This window comes from Streptomyces beigongshangae (assembly GCF_019710745.1).
GTDB classification, from domain to species: Bacteria; Actinomycetota; Actinomycetes; order Streptomycetales; family Streptomycetaceae; genus Streptomyces; species Streptomyces beigongshangae.
Genome location: NZ_JAHKJW010000006.1, coordinates 25753 through 42735, shown reverse-complemented (window position 1 = coordinate 42735; position 16983 = coordinate 25753). Strand labels below are relative to the sequence as shown.

Here is a 16983-nt window from a genome sequence, read left to right as displayed (position 1 = left end):
GGCCGCCCCTGGATCCATCAGGGGCGGCCGCTCGTGTTCGTGTCCGGGCATCGCCCGGAACCGTCCGGGAGCCCCGCCGAGGGGGCGAACCTCGCCGAGGGGGCGCCGAACGGCCCTCAGCGGCCCGTTCCGAGTGCTGTGACGACCTGCGAGACCCGCGTGTACACCCCCGGGCTGCCGGCCCGCCCGCAGCCGTTCCCCCAGGACACGAGACCGATCAGCCGCCCCCGGGCGACCAGGGGGCCTCCGCTGTCGCCCTGGCAGGCGTCCCGGCCGCCGTCCGCCGCCCCCGCGCACAGCATGGAGCCGTGGACGTACGTACCGTCCGGGCTCCCGGGGTACGCCTCCGCGCAGACGGCGTCGGGCAGCACCTCGACACGGGCCGCCCGCAGGGCGTCCGCGTAGTCGCCGCTCCCCGTGGTGTCGCCCCAGCCGTAGACCGCGGCGCCCGTACCGGGTGCGTACGCGGCGTCCCCGGGGCCGGCCATGCCGATGACGGAGCCGACGCCGAGCGGTTTCGCGAGGGTGAGCACGGCGAAGTCGCCGGCGTTCGTGCCGCGGTCGTGCCGGGGGTTGATCCAGACGTCCCGTACGGCGATCTCCCTGCCCCCGTCCGTCCCCAGGTCCCCGCGACCCGCCACGACCCGCAGGTCCCGGACCTGCCGGGGCGGTGCGCCCAGCGCCTCCTCGGTCAGGCAGTGGGCGGCGGTCAGCACGGTGGAGCGCCCGATCACCGCGCCCCCGCAGAACTGTCCCGCGCGCGTACGCCCGAACCGGTCACGGCTGGACAGGGCCACCGCCCAGGGGGTCTCGGAGATCTCGACCGGATGGCCTCCGATGACGACGTCGGCCGTCGCGGGGACCGGGCGGGCCAGTGGTGACACGGCCACCGCGGCCGCCACCGCGGCCGCCGGCGCCAGGGCTCGGGCGAAGGGTCGACGCATGCACGTTCCTCACTCTGGGGTTTTCGTGAGACACCCAGAGTGATCCAGACGGCGGAACTCCGCACCCCGTACAGGCGAAGCGCACCGAAGCGCACACGGACAGAGCACAGACCCGGGGGCCCGGTTTCCCCCGTCGACGGATCGACGGGGGAAACCGGGCCCCCGGTGACGTACCGCGGCGGAGGGCCGGGGTCTAGTCGAGGTAGTCGCGCAGGACCTGCGAGCGCGAGGGGTGGCGCAGCTTCGACATCGTCTTGGACTCGATCTGGCGGATCCGCTCACGCGTCACGCCGTACACCTTGCCGATCTCGTCGAGGGTCTTCGGCTGACCGTCGGTGAGACCGAAGCGCATCGAGACGACGCCCGCCTCGCGCTCGGAGAGGGTGTCCAGGACGGAGTGCAGCTGCTCCTGGAGGAGCGTGAAGCTGACCGCGTCGGCCGGGACGACCGCTTCGGAGTCCTCGATGAGGTCACCGAACTCGCTGTCGCCGTCCTCGCCCAGGGGGGTGTGGAGGGAGATCGGCTCACGGCCGTACTTCTGGACCTCGATGACCTTCTCGGGGGTCATGTCGAGTTCCTTGGCCAGTTCCTCCGGGGTGGGCTCGCGGCCCAGGTCCTGGAGCATCTGGCGCTGCACGCGCGCGAGCTTGTTGATGACCTCGACCATGTGCACCGGGATACGGATGGTGCGGGCCTGGTCGGCCATGGCGCGGGTGATCGCCTGGCGGATCCACCACGTGGCGTAGGTCGAGAACTTGTAGCCCTTGGTGTAGTCGAACTTCTCGACCGCGCGGATCAGACCGAGGTTGCCCTCCTGGATCAGGTCCAGGAAGAGCATGCCGCGGCCGGTGTACCGCTTGGCCAGGGAGACCACCAGACGGAGGTTGGCCTCCAGGAGGTGGTTCTTGGCGCGGCGGCCGTCCTCGGCGATGATCTCCAGCTCGCGCTTGAGCTTCGGCGCCAGCTTGTCGGCGTTCGCCAGCTTGTCCTCGGCGAACAGACCGGCCTCGATGCGCTTGGCGAGCTCGACCTCCTGCTCGGCGTTGAGCAGCGGGACCTTGCCGATCTGCTTGAGGTAGTCCTTGACCGGGTCGGCGGTGGCACCGGCGGCGGCGACCTGCTGCGCCGGGGCGTCGTCCTCGTCCTCGTCGGACAGCACGAAGCCCTGGGCACCGTCCTCGGTGGGCTCCTCGGCGCCGGCCTTGCCCGCGCCCGGGGTCTCCTCGACGGCCTCGTCCTCGACCAGCTCGGCGTCGTCCTTCTTGCCGGCGGTCTTCTTCGCCACCGTCTTCTTGGCGACGGCCTTCTTCGCGACGGTCTTCTTGGCCGTCGCCTTCTTGGCCGGGGCCTTCCTGGCGGAGGCGTCCTCGGCCGGAACGTCGGCGTCGGGCATCACCGGCGCGGCGGTGGCGACCGTCTTCTTGGCCGTCACCGTCTTCGCCGCGACGGTCTTGGTGGCGGTGCGCTTGGCGGGACTCTTCGCTGCGACGCTCTTCCGGGTGCGCTTGGGCTCCGCGGCACTGACCATCAGCGTCACACCCTCTTCCTCGAGGATCTGGTTGAGGCTGCGCAGTACGTTCTTCCACTGAGTGGCCGGAATCTGGTCAGCTTCGAAGGCCCGACGCACGTCGTCGCCGGCGATCTGCCCCTCAGCCTTTCCCCGCTCAATGAGCGCCATGACAGAGACGGACTCGGCGATCTCCGGCGGGAGCGTACGGGATGTGCTGGCCGACACGAACAACCTCTCGGAACGTTGGAAAACGGCTTCCGGCCCCGTCCACTGCGGACCGGGGCCGACGACCGCCGGCTTTGGAATGGGCCGACGGCGCGGGCGGGGGCCGGGGAGAGTCACAGCGCCTGGAGCGGCGCCCGTATTCCCTACTCGGCTGTCACCTCTTAGGTCATCGCGCTGTCCCGAAGAGCGTTACGCCCAATCTGCGTGGCCCGAGTCACATCTTTTATGCATACAAAAGCGGCCGGATGCGGTCAGAGCCGGTCAATCGATGACTCCGGTGCCTCTGACGGCTCCCGGTGCCTCCGATCGCTCCGATGGCTCTGATGGCTCTGATGTCTTCGATGTCTTCGATGGCTCCGATGGCTTCGATGCCTCCGGCGCCTCATCGCACCGCCGGGCCCCGCCGGATCCTCGCGGAGTCCGGTGGAGCCCGGCGGCGGACCGTTCCCCGGCCCGGCGATGCCACGTGGGACACCTGCTCCCGACCGCGCCACCCGCTGTACGCGATCAGTGCTCGCGCGGGGCGGGCACGACGCGCTCCACCTCGGGGTGGACGGTGAGCAGTTGCCGCATGGCCGCCTCGGCGCCCGAGGCGTCGCCCGCCGCCAGGGTGTCGGCGATGCGGGCGTGGTGGGCGAGGGACGCCTCGTTCGGCCGGTCACAGCCGGTGACGGGGCCGCCGGAGACCTGCAGGGCGGCCGACACGATCCCGGAGAGGTGCTCCAGCATGCGGTTCCCGGCGACCTGGATGAGCAGGGAGTGGAACTCCGCGTCGGCCCGCGAGAAGGTGAGGGCGTCCCCCTGCCCCAGCGCGTGCCCCATGATCTCGACCATGTCGGCCAGCCGCTGCTGGACCTCCGGCCGACCGTGCCCGGCGGCGAGACGGGCGGCCAGCGGCTCGATCGTCCAGCGCAGCTCGCTCAGCTCACGCCGCTGGTTGTCGCGCTGCGGTCCGAAGGCGCGCCACTCGATGATGTCCGGGTCCAGGAGGTTCCAGTCGCTGACCGGACGGACGCGCGTACCGACATTGGGGCGGGCGCTGACCAGCCCTTTCGCCTCAAGGACGCGGAGAGATTCACGGACGACCGTGCGGGAGACCTCGAAGCGCTGGCCGATCTCCTCGGGCACGAGGGGGCGGTCGGCGCCCAGATCACCGGAGACGATCATCTGACCGAGTTGCTGGACAAGTTGGCCGTGCAGGCCGCGGCCACGGCTGCCGGCGGCGCGTCGGCCCACGCGCCCCAGCTCCGGGTCCGTGGTCTCCCACGCGGAAGCGCCGAGGCGGTCCGGACCAGGGGTCTCCGCATAGGGGTAGCGATCGAGATCGCCCGGTCCGGCGAGGCCGGAATCTGCGGAACGGGCGGCTGTCATCATGGCGTGCGCAAGGGTAGTCACGGATCCTTTGTCGGCGCCGTCCCCAACTCCCTTGAGGTCTTTGGTGAAAAGCACACGAAAGGGTGATCGCTCACACCGTCGCAATTGACGCCTTTTCGGAAGGAAGTGGGCTTTCTGCGCGGAGTTGCGCGCACGAGGGGAACACGCGTGCGCGGGCGGCCGCCGTGGGGGCGGCCGTCGGGGACCGTCACCGGACCCTGCTCCGCAGAGTCGTGAACAGATAGGCGCAGAGCAGGGCCGTGAGCGACAACGTCAGGGCACTGCCGACGGGTTGGGCGATCACTCCCGCCACCGCGGTCAGATGGTGCTCGCCCCCGAACGGCCACCGCACCAGCACGAGCTCGCGCAGCCGGGCCGGGAACCCGGCGGCCGTCCGGGTCGACGGCCCTTCCAGAACTTTCTGCACGACCGGCACGACGAGGACCGGCACGGCGAGGACCGCCGCCAGTCCGGCCGTCGTGGACCGGAAGACGCCCGCCGCGAGCACACCGGCCCAGGCGCAGCCGACCACGAGACCGATCCAGCTCGCACCTTGCGCGATCCAGTCCGGGGGGACTCCGGTCAGCTCCCGCCCGTAGAGGAGGTGGAGCAGCTCCGCGTTCACACCCACCACGACGAGCGCCAGCGCCAGCCCGGTGGCCGCGGCGACCACGAGTTTGGCGGCCAGCAGCCCCAGCCGGCGCGGGACGGTACCGCGGTCCGCGGCCAGGGCGGGATGACGGAACTCGTCGCCGAAGGCGAGAGCCCCCAGCAGCCCCGCGCCGAGCGCCGCGGGCGGCAGGGGGAGGTCCCGCGGCCATGCGGCGAGCAACCGCGGCTGGGGCGTGTGCCCCGTCCTGGCCAGGAGCACGGAGAGGAGGGCGGAGACGACAAGGACGGCGGCCGCGGTCAGCCGGCCGGCACCGACCCCGGCCGCGCGGCGCAGTTCGTACCGCAGCGGACGCAGGGGGCCGGCACCGGGGCGGACCGTGATGGGCGGCGGGAGGAGGGACGGCTCCCGCACGAGGGACGGCTGCCGGTCCGGCCGGACCGGCCGGATCTCCTGCGTCTCCGCGGCCTGCGCGGGCGCACCGGCCGCGGGAGAAGCCTCCCCGGCCTCCCGCACGAAGGGCTCCCGTACGGGGGACTCCCGTACGGGGGACTCCGGTGCGGAGGACTCCCGTGCGAGGGGCCCCTGTGCGGGCGTCGGCCCCATGTCGCCGATCTCGTCCGCGAGTCGGTGCACGAGGATGCCGTGCCGGTAGGCGGTCTCGCCCACCTCGGCGCAGGTGCTGCCGTACACGGAAAGGCGGTTGCCGTCCTCCTGTACGACTTCCACGGAGTGCCGGGCGGCGCGCGCCTCCTTGGCCAGCAGGGCACCGAGCCGGGCCGCGTACGGGCTGCGGACGGCGACGCGCGGCCGGAGCCGGGTGCGGGAGAAGTCCGCGGCCTCCTGGTCGGCGACGAGTCTGCCCTTCTCCAGGGTGACGACCCGGTCGGCGGCCCACGCGGCCTCCTTGGGGTCGTCCGTGGTGAACAGCACGGTGCCGCCCCCGGCGGCGTGGGCGCGCAGAACTCCGTGCAGCCAGGTGCCCTCGCGGGTGCACAGGCCCTCGGTGGCGTCGTCGAGCACCAGCGCGTGCGGATCGGCCAGCAGGGCGCAGCCCAGGCCGAGACGGCGGTCCATGCCGTGCGAGAGGGTGCCCAGGGGCTCGTCGCGGAGAGCGGCGAGTCCCACCGCCTCCAGGATGTCGTCGGCGCGTTGCGCGGGTACGCCCACCGCGGCGCACAGCATGCGCAGGTGCCCCCGGACCGTGCGCGCCGGGTGCCCGGGCACCTCACCGAGCACCACGCCCACCTCGTGCGAGGGGTGGGCGTGGTGGCGGAGGGGACGGCCTCTGAAGTAGGTGATCCCGCGGCCCCGTTGCAGTTCGAGCATGAGTCCGAGCGCGGTCGTCTTGCCCGCACCGGGGGCGCCGAGGAGCGCCGTGACCCGGCCTGCGGGCGCCTCGAAGGAAACGTCGTCGACCGCGGGGGGAAGCTCCTTGCGGGTGTCGCTGGTCAGTCCGATGGCCTGGATCACCCGAAGCAAGATAGCGTCACCTGTGACGTTTTGCGGGCATTCCGGACATCTTGGGACTGCAAGCGGACGCCGTGCCGGTCCGGCCGCTCGGGGACCGCCGGCCCGGAGGCCGCCCGCAGCCCGGGGAGCGTCAGACCTCGGGACGGAGCATCGGCGGGTTGAGCAGGGTGGCGCCACCCGCGCGGAAGAGCTGGGCGGGGCGGCCGCCCTGCCGGGTCGTCGTCCCGCCCGTGGGAACGAGGAAGCCCGGCGTCCCGGTCACCTTGCGGTGGAAGTTGCGCGGGTCGAGTGCCACGCCCCACACCGCCTCGTACACCCGGCGCAGTTCACCGACCGTGAACTCGGGCGGACAGAAGGCGGTGGCCAGCGACGAGTACTCGATCTTGGATCGGGCGCGCTCCACACCGTCCGCGAGGATCCGGGCGTGGTCGAAGGCGAGCGGCGCCGCCTGCTCCCCGTCGCGGCCGTAACCACCCTGCTGGAGCAGGTCCTCGACGGGAGCCCACCGTGCGCTGTTCGCGTCCCCGCCCGCCCTGGGCGCGGGCAGGTCGGGCGCGAGGGCGAGATGGGCGACGCTGACGACCCTCATCCGCGGGTCGCGCCCGGGGTCGCCGTAGGTCGCGAGCTGCTCCAGGTGCGCCCCGTTCACCTGCGCGGGAGCGTCCGGGTCATGGGCACGGAGGCCGGTCTCCTCCATCAGCTCCCGCGCTGCGGCCTGGGACAGGTCCTCGTCCGGGCGCACGAATCCGCCGGGCAGCGCCCACCGCCCCTGGAACGGCGACTCGCCCCTCCGTACCGCCAGCGCGCACAGGGCGTGGCGACGCACGGTCAGCACGACCAGGTCGACGGTGACGGCGAACGGCGCGAAGGCTGACGGGTCGTAAGGCATGCCGCGATCATAGTCGTCTTCCTGACGATAAACACTCCCTTCACCGGTCGCTCACATGGCTGATCCAGCACTGTCGGCCGTCCTCGCGCGCCCGTACGGACCTCGCGCCCCAGTGGGCGGGCCTCAGGCTCCCAGCTGCAGTCCGTCGGCTGCCTCCTCCACCAGGGCGAGACCGAGCCTGCTGACGCGTACGGAGAAGGCGGCGCCCGCGATGCGCAGACCGGTCAGTTCGAGTTCGCCCAAGGGAGCCGAACGGACCGGACGCAGCGTCACCGTGCGCGCCGGGGCATCGGGGCGGATACCGGCGAGGGTGGTGAGCAGGAGGACGCCGGCGGCCGCGGCGGTGGCCGCCGGTCTGCAGGCCGTCGGATGGGGCACCGGGGCGCCGCCCCGCACCCGCTGCTCCCCCGCGTACATCTCGGGCAGCCGGTAGCCGAATGCCTCGGCTGCCGACAGCACGCCTCCCAGCAGTGCGGCGGCCTCCTTCTCGAAGCCCGCGGCGGCCAGTCCGGCCACGGCGACGGCCGTCTCCCGCACGCGCACGGCCCCGCTCCGGTGCCCGAACGGGTTGTAGCCCGCCTCCCTCGCACCGAGGCTGCGCAATCCCCATCCCGAGTCCATGGCCGGTCCGCCGAGCAGACGTGCGAGCTGTTCCGTCCGCACCCTGTCGAGCAGTCCCGGGGCCGGTGCGCCCGCACCGAGCAGTCCGGTGTCGAGGAGGTGGACGCTGCCGGCGCCGAGCTGCGGCACGAGCCGCCCTCCTGGCAGGAGGGCCGCAGCCGGTCTGCCGCCTCCGGCGCCCTCGACCCAGAAATCCTTCCGGAACGCGGTTCTCACCTCCCCCGCCCACTCCCGCAGCTCGGTGCCGCCTCCCCTGCCGTAGGCGTCGAGGAGGTCCGCGCCCAGCAGAGCGGCCCGGTGCGCGTGCGCCTGGGTCTCACCGCGCCATGGCCCGCCCGGGTGCGGGTCCGCCAGGTACGTACCCTCGCCGACAGCGGTCCGCAGCCACCGGAGACACCGCTCGGCCGCGGGCAGCAGCTCTTGCGTCTCCGGTTCGGAAAGCCCCCAGCGCCTGGCCTCCGCGAGGACCACCGGAAACAGCAGGGTCGCCTCCTGTCCCGTGCAGCTCGGTGGCATCTGATCCCCGGCCTGCCGTCGCGGGCCGGGGATCAGGCCGGAGCCCGGCCCCGCCCCGACGAGCTGGGCGCGGGCGAGGGCACGCAGGGTGCCCGCGGCCAGGCGCGTGCCCAGCGGCAGGGCCATGCGCGCGGCCGCGAGGGCCTCGGCCGGTGCCATGCCGCAGCGCCAGGGCGCCCCGGCCGCCGGATACGTGTCGGACGGCCGTACGGGATCGCGCAGGAGGAGGGCCTGCAGGTCCTCGATGCTCGTGCGCAGCAACGCCTCGGCCCGCGGGTCGTCACCGGTGGCCCGTGCCGGGGCGAGCGGACTCGTGGCCGCGCGCGCGACGGCCCGGACGGGCCCCGCCCCGGCCGGACCCACTCTCAGCTCCACGCTCCGGCTGCCGCCGGGCGGCAGCTCGAACTCCCAGCGCAGCAGTCCGGCGGAGGCCAGCGTGTCCGATGGCGGCGGGTCGGCCGTGATGGCGGAGTGCCCGGCGGCCGACGACCACCGCATGCCGAAGGCATGGACGCTCGCCGTCAGGTCGGGCCCCGCCCTCCCCGCGGCGATCGCGCCCAGGTCGGCCAGGTCCGTGCCGAGCGCCAGCTCGACGGGGAGGCGCAGGGGACGCCGGGCGGCGCTGCGCAGGGTGATCCGCTCCGTGCCGTCCGCCGATCGCGTCCGTTCGACCAGGACGTCCGGGTCGGGCCCACCGTCGGCGACCAGGCTGAGGGTCGCCACGAAACGTGCCCGGTCGGCCGCGATCATCCGGCCCTGGACGGCGAGCGGCTCCCGTCCCGCCACCCGGAGCCGGCACCGGGAGAGCATACGGCGGCCCGAACGGTAGAAGCCCTCCAGTCCGTGACCGGTCAGCTGCCCGTGCTCCGGGGAGATGGCGAGCCCCGGCAGGGCGACGCAGATCAGTGCGGTGTGCGCCGCCGGCGGGTTCACCGTGGCGTACCGCGCGGCCGGCGCTGTCTGCGGGACCGGGGCCGAAGCAGGAGCCGGGACCGGGGCGGCGCGGCATGGGGTGGGCTGGGCCGGCCCACGGAGGGCGGGCGGGTCGCTGTCAGGAACGGCAGGCCCGGAGGACGGGATGGGCAGAGGCATACGGCGGCTTCTTCCGTGCTCCGTGTGCCGAGTCGGTACTCGGCGGTGTACGAGGGCTCGGCGATGGACGGTGCCCAGCGACGGAGTGCCTTGGCGGGCGAGGCCGACGCGGCGGCACGGGACAGCCGGAGGCTGCACCACTCGGTGAACGGGGTGGGCCCTGCCCGGGTCACGCCCTGGCCCGGGCAAGCTCACCGGCCGGCCGATCGAACCGGTTGGACCGGCCGGACTCGGAGCCCGCCCTCTTCAGGCGCCGTCCTTCGGTCCCTGCGGCCGCCCGGCGCCCCGGCTGGGCCGATCCGCGCTGCCCGTACCGCTCGTACCGGCGCCCGCCCGGCCCTGTCCCTCCGCCGCCGCCACGGGGACGCCGGAACCGGACGGCGTGGAACGGGGCCGGCGTGCGCCCGCGGCACCGGCCGCCCGGGAGGCGGGCCTGTCGGCTGCGCCCTCCGCGGGCCGCGACCTGCGCCGACGGCGGGAGAGGGCCCGGGGGGACCGCGCCGGAGCAGCTCCGGACGGTCCGGCGTCGACCGGCTGTACCGGCAGGGCCGGTGGGGTCGGTGGGGCAGGCAGGGCCGGTGGGGCCGGCAGGGCATCCTCCTCCTCGACGTGCTCCGCCCGTTCCCCCCGGAGGCAGCGGCGGATCGACTCCGGGTCCAGGCCCTCGTTGCACGCCTGGTGGAGCAGCCGGGCGAAGAGGTAGTCGGAATCCGCGCCCAGAGCCATGGCCAGGGCTTCGCGGGCCTCCAGTTCGTCGCCGCAGGACCAGGCAACCCATCCGGCGAGCGTGAGCGGGGCCGCGGCGTGCTCCCCGTACGACCCGACGCAGCGGCGGGCCAGGGACCGCCAGAGGCGCAGGGCCGGTCCTGCCTCGTCCCCCTCCATCCACTCCGCGGCCCGGTCCCGGGTCGTCCGGTCCTGCAGACCGAGGATCAGCGTGGCCGCCTCGTCGTGGCGCAGCAGTTCGTCGTCCCGGAGATCCACTCCGAGCGTGCCGGACCCGCGGGCCGCAGGGGCCTCGGCGAACCGGCGGATGATCCGGTGGGCCAGGTCCAGGGTCTGGGCCGCCACACCGGCGCGGCTCTCGTCGTCCAGGATCCGGGGGATCAGCGCCGCGCTCACCGCGTCCAGGGCGGACTCCTGCTCCAGTGCCGCCTCGGTCTCCCAGGGAGTGAGCCGCGCCCGCAGCTCCCGCAGGGTGCCCCGCACCTGGAGCCCGGCGTAGGTCGCGGCGGCGGCCAGCACAGAGGTGCCGGGCAGCCCCATGGACGTACCGTCCGGCGGGCAGCACTCCCGGCTGGGACAGCAGTACGACCAGAAGCGGCCCTCCGAGATGCACAGGGCCTCGACCACCGGGACGTCGAGCGCTCCGCAGGCCGTGCGCAGCAGTTGCGCGAGCGGGCGCAGCCGTTCCATGACGGCCCGGCCCGATTCCCCCTCCCTCGGCTCCTGGCAGAGGAAGGCGACCATGCTCTCGGGCAGCGTCCCCCTGCGTTCACTGCCCCTGACCAGGCCGTGCGTCAGCTGCTGCGCCGCGGCCGGCCAGTCGTCCGGGTGGCCCGGGACACCGAGCCGGGCCCGTCCGCCGAAACGCCCGCGCCCGTCCCTGTCGTGGAGGGCGACGAGCACGATGCTGTCCTCGGGGCGGTACCCGAGCAGGTACGGCAGGGCGTCGGCCAGTTCGGCCGGGGTGCGCAGGGTCACCTGGCGCTCGATGCCCGGAGGGCCGGCCGGTCCGTGCGCCGGGCCGGTGGGGTTCGCACCGCCCGGCCGGGTCCGCCTCTCCTCCCCGCCCCCGTCCCCGTCCCGGCTGCCGGTCGCGTCGCGTCCGCCGATGTCACCGTCACCGAGGTTCCCGGCCGGTTCGCTGTGGTTCGTCATGCCGTGACCATCCCGCGAATCCGGGAATCCCGCTGGACCCTGTGGACAACTACGACCATGCGCACGTCAAATTTGTCCACAGGCGACGATCGCATTCGCGCGATGTCCGACCCATCGGGTTGCATGGAGCCATGAGCAACGAAGAGCTGCGCACCGCGGCCGACACCGTCCTCGCCCGCCTCGTCGGCGCGCCGGGAGGCGATGCCCGGCTGCGCGAGGACCAGTGGCGCGCCATCGAGGCCCTGGTGGCCGACAAGCGCAGAGCCCTGGTCGTGCAGCGCACCGGCTGGGGCAAGTCCGCGGTGTACTTCGTCGCGACCGCACTGCTGCGCGAGCGTGGGGCCGGCCCCACCGTCATCGTCTCCCCGCTCCTCGCTCTCATGCGCAACCAGGTCGAGGCGGCCGCGCGCGCCGGCATCCGGGCGCGGACCATCAACTCGTCCAACACGGAGGAATGGGACACGGTCCAGGACGAGGTGGCCGCGGGTGAGGTCGACGTCCTCCTGGTGAGCCCGGAGCGGCTCAACAACCCGGACTTCCGGGACCAGGTGCTGCCCGAGCTCGCCGCGGCGACCGGTCTCCTCGTGGTGGACGAGGCCCACTGCATCTCCGACTGGGGTCACGACTTCCGGCCGGACTACCGCCGCCTGCGCACGATGCTCGCCGATCTCCCACCGGGTGTCCCGGTCCTGGCGACCACGGCCACGGCCAACGCCCGCGTGACCGCCGACGTCGCCGAGCAGCTGGGCACCGGCGGCAGTACGGACGCCCTCGTCCTGCGCGGCCCGCTGGACCGGGAGAGCCTGAGCCTCGGCGTGCTGCAACTGCCGGACGCCGCCCACCGGATGGCATGGCTCGCGGAGCACCTGGACGAGCTGCCGGGCTCCGGAATCATCTACACGCTCACCGTGGCCGCCGCCGAGGAGGTCACCGCGTTCCTGCGGCAGTGCGGGCACACGGTGGCGTCGTACACGGGGAAGACGGAGAACGCCGACCGCCAGCAGGCGGAGGAGGACCTCCTCGCCAACCGGGTCAAGGCCCTCGTGGCCACCTCGGCCCTGGGCATGGGCTTCGACAAACCCGACCTGGGCTTCGTGGTGCACCTGGGCTCGCCGTCCTCGCCCATCGCCTACTACCAGCAGGTGGGGCGTGCGGGCCGCGGGGTGGAGCATGCCGAGGTGCTGCTCCTGCCGGGCAAGGAGGACCAGGCGATCTGGCAGTACTTCGCATCGATCGCCTTTCCGCCGGAGGAGCAGGTCAGGCGCACCCTGGACGTTCTCGGCCAGGCCGGCCGCCCGCTCTCCCTCCCCGCGCTCGAACCACTGGTGGAGCTGCGCCGGTCGCGGCTGGAGACGATGCTCAAGGTTCTGGACGTGGACGGTGCCGTGCAGCGCGTGAAGGGCGGCTGGCTCTCCACGGGCAATCCGTGGACGTACGACACCGAGCGCTACGCCTGGGTCGCCAAGCAGCGCGCGACCGAGCAACAGGCCATGCGTGACTACGTGACGACGACCGGCTGCCGCATGGAGTTCCTGCGCCGGCAGCTGGACGACGAGGGGGCCGCCCCGTGCGGCCGTTGCGACACGTGCACCGAGCCGCGGTTCTCCGGCGCCGTGTCCCCGTCAGCCCTGGACTCGGCGCGCGGAGAACTCGGCCGCGCGGGTGTCGAGGTGGAGCCCCGGAAGATGTGGCCCACCGGTCTGCCCGCCGTGGGCGTCGACCTGAAGGGGCGCATCCCGGCCGGCGAGCAGGCGGCGACCGGACGGGCCCTGGGAAGACTCTCGGACATCGGCTGGGGCAACCGGCTGCGGCCCATGCTCGGTCCGCAGGCCCCGGACGGGCCCGTTCCGGACGATGTGGCGCAGGCAGTGGTCGGCGTCCTGGCCGACTGGGCGAAAGGCCCGGGCGGCTGGGCCTCGGGCGGATCCGACGCCCCGCCCCGCCCGGTCGGCGTCGTCACCATGGCGTCGCAGCGCCGGCCGCACCTGGTCCAGTCGCTGGGCGCGCGGATCGCCGAGGTCGGCCGGCTGCCCCTGCTGGGCTCCCTCGCGTACGCACCCGGTGTCGACACCGCACAGGTCTCCAGGAGCAACAGCGCACAGCGGCTGAAGGCCCTCGACGGTGCGCTGGTGGTGCCGCCCGGCCTCGGCGCGGCGTTCGCCGGGGCCGAAGGACCCGTCCTGCTCGTGGACGACTCGACCGATACCGGCTGGACGCTCGCGGTGGCCGCGCGCCTGCTCCGGCGGGCCGGTGCGCAGGGGGTGTTGCCGCTGGTCCTCGCCGTGCAAGGGTGATTCTCGCGGCGCGGTGATGATATCGGGCAGGGATATAAACGGCGGATCACCAGATAACGGCCGGTCGCTCCGATTGCTCGTTGCCGCGACGAAGTTCGCCAGGAAGAATTGACCTGGCGCTCCGCGTGGCCTCCCGAGGCCGCCCGTTCGGGCTGTACCGCGGCGCGCTCCCCCAGTCCGACCCTCGCCCGCAGTATGGGCGCGTAGCCGAAGGGAGGACCGTGACCTTCGGATTCGCTCCGTCCCCGGCGGCGTCGCTTTCGACGTCCGCCACTTCCGCCAATCCACTGGCCCGGATGCTCGAACCCGCCGAATGGGCCGCTGCGGGGATTCCGCTTCTGCGCAATCCCCGGGAGGTCGTCAGCGGACTGCACTCCCGGCACCGGCCCGGACCCGCGACCGCGATCGTGGCGGTGCTCGACCCCGACGAACGACTCAGCGCGAGCGCCTCCTTCACCCGGCGGCAGGCTCCGGCGGACGGCTGGGTGTTCCGCAACGCGCTGCTCGCCCAGCTGCGCCGGATCATCCCGCACGATCTGCGACGCCGTACACCGGTGCGTACGGCCGTACTGCTGTACTGCCGTGAGGGCGACGCGCGGTGGACGGAGGAGGACGGAGCGTGGATGTGGGGGCTGCGGGACGCCTGCACGCTGCACGGTCTGCGTTGCGGGGCGTACATCACGCTGACGCGTGACGGCTGGCAGGTGCTGGGCGAGGGGCGTGGAGGGCGTCGTCCCCACACGGACTCGCCGCCGGAGTCCCTGGAGTCGCTCGCGGCGGCCGAGACCGTCCAGTCGCGCACGGGTGGTGCCGCCTCCGAGGTGCTGCGCCGGGCGGCCGCCCGCTGAGCCCGCGACCGCTGGACCGACGACCACGGTGGCTGTCGGCGGCTGCCGGCACGGCTCTTCCGGGTGTCCCGGTGTCCCGCCTCACCGGAGGGCGGCGTCCCGGTCCACGGGCTCACCTCACCGCGCCGCAACCGCGCGCATGCCGGCACCGGCGCGGCGCCGGTACGTTCCCGTACCGGCACACGTCTACCGGCACACGTCGGACCGTCCTCCGTGCTTGTCCCGTGCTGCGAGCGACTGCCGCCTCGGCGGCAGTCCGGCCGGTCGTCGGGGCCCCCGGAAGTGAGGGGCCCTCAGACACGTACGGAGATGCTCAGACCCCCGCGCCCAGCACCGAGTTGATCTGCTGCGGGTCCCCGCAGACGATCAGCAGGGTGCCGGCCCGGCGGAGAGCCAGCGGCAGGGCGGTGGCGGCAGTGGCGCTGGCGCCGCCGTTGACGGCGACGACGACCACGGGCCGGGACGCGGCACGACCGAGGGCGGAGGCGTCGGCGTAGAACACGTCGTCCCCCGCGTCGTGCTGGGCCCAGTACGCGGCCTCGCCGAAGGTGAGCTCGTGCGCGGCCCACGGGTGCGGTTCACCGGTGGTGACCACCAGCACCTCACCGGGGGCCCCGCCCGAGTCAAGGAGCAGGTCGACCGCTTCCTCGGCGGCGTCCAGCGCGCCCTCGGCCGAGGCCGGGATCAACTGGATCTGCGGAACCGGGGCAGCGGCGGGGGCCGCCGGCTCGGAAGGCGCCGGCTTGGCCACGGCCGTGTCGCGCGGTGTGCGTTGCACGGGCGGCATCGGCCGGACAGGACCCGGACGGCCTGGACGCGACGGAGCCGCGGGGCGGGGGCCGGGTACGGGGCGGGGGGTCGGCGTGGTCCGGCCGCTGGCCGGGCTGACACGGGGACCCTGGGCACTCTCGTGAATCTGAGGCTCCTCGGGAATGAGAGGCATGGGCTGATTTTTATCAAACGTCGGTGCGACACGCGCAGGCGGGTGGCACATGAGTGCGAACGGGGCTGTCAGAAGTCGAAGCCGAGTTGCCCTTCGATCTTCGGAACGCTTCCGTCCGCCCAACTGCGGACCTTCTTGAGGTGCCGCCACTGGGGCAGCGCATCAAGATACGCCCACGACAGCCGGTGGTGCGGGGTGGGGCCCCGCATCTCCAGCGCGGCCCGGTGCACGGGTGACGGATACCCGGCGTTGGCCGCAAAACCGAAGTCTGCATGGTAGACACCCAGTTCGGCCATCATTTTGTCGCGCTGGACCTTCGCGATCACCGAGGCCGCGGCGACCGCGACGCACGACTGGTCACCCTTGATCACCGTGCGGACCTGCCACGGAGCGCCGAGGTAGTCGTGTTTCCCGTCGAGGATGACCGCGTCGGGGCGTACCGGCAGCGCTTCGAGGGCGCGGCAGGCGGCCAGCCGCAGCGCGGCCGTCATCCCCAACTGGTCGATCTCCTCGGGGGAAGCATGCCCCAGGGCGTGCGAGGTCACCCACTCGGCCAGTGTCCCGGCGAGCGCCGTGCGCTTCTTGACGCCGAGGAGCTTGGAGTCGGTGAGGCCTTCGGGCGGGCGCCGCAGGCCCGTGACCGCCGCGCAGACGGTGACCGGACCGGCCCAGGCACCGCGGCCCACCTCGTCGACACCGGCGACGACCTTGGCTCCGGTCGTGGCGCGCAGGGAGCGCTCGACGGTGTGGGTGGGGGGTTCGTACGGCATGGCACCCTCAGCCTACGCCGCCCGGAACCTCGTGCGACACCCGGTTCTCCGGAGCGTCCCGCAGGGCCCGTCCGCGCCGGCACCCGGGCGCCGACCGCACCCACCCGAAGACCGCCGGACCGCCGGCCCCGCCGGCCCAAAGGCCACCGGCCTCGCCGGACCAGGACAGCCGACCCCGCCGGACCGAGGGCCGCCGGACCGAGGGCCGCCGACCCGGCCGGACCGAAGGCCGTCAGGTGCCTTCCGGGCGCAGCAGGGGGACCATGAGCCGGTCGATCATCTCCTCGAGGTCCTGCTCGCTCCATTCGCTCGCGCACACCTTCGAGCGGTACATCATCATGGCCGGGATCACGTCGAAGACATAGGAGTTGGCCGCGTCCGGTCGCACTTCACCACGCCGGATCCCCCGCGCGACGACCTCCCCGAGCAGCCGGACGGTCGGCTCCACGACTCCCGCCAGGATTACCTCCTGGAAGCGCCGCGCCTGGGCCGCGTCACATTCGTGAATGACCGAGCGCAGCGCGAACCCGGGGCGCGAATACATCGTCCTGCGTGCCTGCCGGCACAGCTCCAGCAGGTCGTCCCGCACGCTGCCCAGGTCGGGCACGTCCTCCGGCGACGGCAGTCCCGCGCGGAGCGCGTCCGCGACGAGCTCCTCCTTCGACGACCAGCGGCGGTAGACCGCGGCCTTGCCGGTCTGGGCGCCGGCGGCGACGCCCTCCATCGTGAGGCCGTTCCAGCCGACCGTGCTGAGCTGTTCCAGTGCGGCGTCGAGGATCGCACGTTCGAGTACGGCACCGCGTCTGCGCGGGGAGGCCGCCTGAGCGGGGGCAGCCGTCCAACTCGAAGTAACCATGGGCCTGTCTCCGTATGAGCGAGCAAGGGGCAGGCGCGTTCGCACGCGCATGCCGGACGGGCGGACCGGCGTCCCGCGCGCGGGCGCCGGACGGAGCGGATGTCCGTGAGCGGTAGAGCGGTAGAGCGGTAGAGCGA

Annotated in this window: 12 protein-coding genes; 2 read left to right on the top strand and 10 right to left on the bottom strand. The window is 73.4% G+C overall.

Annotated elements, in window-relative coordinates; all coding sequences use genetic code 11:
- Window positions 1-116 precede the first annotated feature (116 nt).
- The 7 genes from KM933_RS06475 to KM933_RS06445 all read right to left on the bottom strand — a co-directional run bounded on the left by KM933_RS06475 (window position 117) and on the right by KM933_RS06445 (window position 11135).
- The gene (locus KM933_RS06475; protein WP_221349070.1) at window positions 117-944 is read right to left on the bottom strand and encodes a S1 family serine peptidase; all 828 of its coding nucleotides are present in this window, start codon (window positions 942-944) and stop codon (window positions 117-119) included.
- Between the two features lie 193 nt (window positions 945-1137).
- Window positions 1138-2679, bottom strand: a complete 1542-nt coding sequence (locus tag KM933_RS06470; protein ID WP_308013276.1) for an RNA polymerase sigma factor — start codon at window positions 2677-2679, stop codon at window positions 1138-1140.
- A gap of 507 nt (window positions 2680-3186) precedes the next feature.
- The gene (locus KM933_RS06465; RefSeq protein ID WP_221349066.1) at window positions 3187-4074 is read right to left on the bottom strand and encodes a FadR/GntR family transcriptional regulator; all 888 of its coding nucleotides are present in this window, start codon (window positions 4072-4074) and stop codon (window positions 3187-3189) included.
- Window positions 4075-4261: 187 nt separating this feature from the next.
- Entirely contained in the window at window positions 4262-6136 is a 1875-nt protein-coding gene (locus KM933_RS06460) for an ATP-binding cassette domain-containing protein (protein WP_221349064.1), read from the bottom strand.
- Between the two features lie 130 nt (window positions 6137-6266).
- Entirely contained in the window at window positions 6267-7025 is a 759-nt protein-coding gene (locus KM933_RS06455; protein ID WP_221349062.1) for an NUDIX hydrolase, read from the bottom strand.
- A gap of 123 nt (window positions 7026-7148) precedes the next feature.
- On the bottom strand, window positions 7149-9095 hold the full coding sequence (locus KM933_RS06450; protein WP_308013275.1) for a glycogen debranching N-terminal domain-containing protein: 1947 nt from the start codon (window positions 9093-9095) through the stop codon (window positions 7149-7151).
- A gap of 405 nt (window positions 9096-9500) precedes the next feature.
- Window positions 9501-11135, bottom strand: coding sequence for a DUF4192 domain-containing protein (locus tag KM933_RS06445; protein ID WP_221349059.1), 1635 nt, complete (start codon window positions 11133-11135; stop codon window positions 9501-9503).
- A 131-nt stretch (window positions 11136-11266) separates the two neighbouring features.
- Here KM933_RS06445 and KM933_RS06440 point away from each other — a divergent pair, with 131 nt between their 5' ends.
- Together KM933_RS06440 and KM933_RS06435 are read left to right on the top strand one after the other, a co-directional pair.
- Window positions 11267-13429, top strand: a complete 2163-nt coding sequence (locus KM933_RS06440; RefSeq protein WP_221349057.1) for a RecQ family ATP-dependent DNA helicase — start codon at window positions 11267-11269, stop codon at window positions 13427-13429.
- A gap of 221 nt (window positions 13430-13650) precedes the next feature.
- A complete protein-coding gene (locus KM933_RS06435; RefSeq protein ID WP_221349055.1) occupies window positions 13651-14277 on the top strand; it encodes a hypothetical protein in 627 nt (208 codons plus the stop codon).
- A gap of 313 nt (window positions 14278-14590) precedes the next feature.
- On the opposite strand, the gene KM933_RS06430 is transcribed toward KM933_RS06435, so the two are convergent.
- The 3 genes from KM933_RS06430 to KM933_RS06420 form a co-directional block, all read right to left on the bottom strand.
- Window positions 14591-15220, bottom strand: coding sequence for a hypothetical protein (locus tag KM933_RS06430; RefSeq protein WP_221349053.1), 630 nt, complete (start codon window positions 15218-15220; stop codon window positions 14591-14593).
- 68 nt (window positions 15221-15288) lie between these two features.
- Complete coding sequence (gene rnhB, locus KM933_RS06425) at window positions 15289-15990, bottom strand: ribonuclease HII (protein WP_221349051.1); 702 nt, start codon at window positions 15988-15990, stop codon at window positions 15289-15291.
- Between the two features lie 232 nt (window positions 15991-16222).
- Window positions 16223-16846, bottom strand: a complete 624-nt coding sequence (locus KM933_RS06420) for a TetR/AcrR family transcriptional regulator (protein WP_221349049.1) — start codon at window positions 16844-16846, stop codon at window positions 16223-16225.
- Between the last annotated feature and the right edge of the window lie 137 nt (window positions 16847-16983).

Excerpts from the sequence above, each read along its gene's own strand:
- KM933_RS06475 (WP_221349070.1), bottom strand. The coding sequence starts at position 944 with ATGCGTCGACCCTTCGCCCGAGCCCTGGCGCCGGCGGCCGCGGTGGCG.
- KM933_RS06455 (WP_221349062.1), bottom strand. The coding sequence starts at position 7,025 with ATGCCTTACGACCCGTCAGCCTTCGCGCCGTTCGCCGTCACCGTCGAC.
- KM933_RS06445 (WP_221349059.1), bottom strand. The coding sequence starts at position 11,135 with ATGACGAACCACAGCGAACCGGCCGGGAACCTCGGTGACGGTGACATC.
- KM933_RS06440 (WP_221349057.1), top strand. The coding sequence starts at position 11,267 with ATGAGCAACGAAGAGCTGCGCACCGCGGCCGACACCGTCCTCGCCCGC.
- KM933_RS06430 (WP_221349053.1), bottom strand. The coding sequence starts at position 15,220 with ATGCCTCTCATTCCCGAGGAGCCTCAGATTCACGAGAGTGCCCAGGGT.
- rnhB (WP_221349051.1), bottom strand. The coding sequence starts at position 15,990 with ATGCCGTACGAACCCCCCACCCACACCGTCGAGCGCTCCCTGCGCGCC.
- KM933_RS06420 (WP_221349049.1), bottom strand. The coding sequence starts at position 16,846 with ATGGTTACTTCGAGTTGGACGGCTGCCCCCGCTCAGGCGGCCTCCCCG.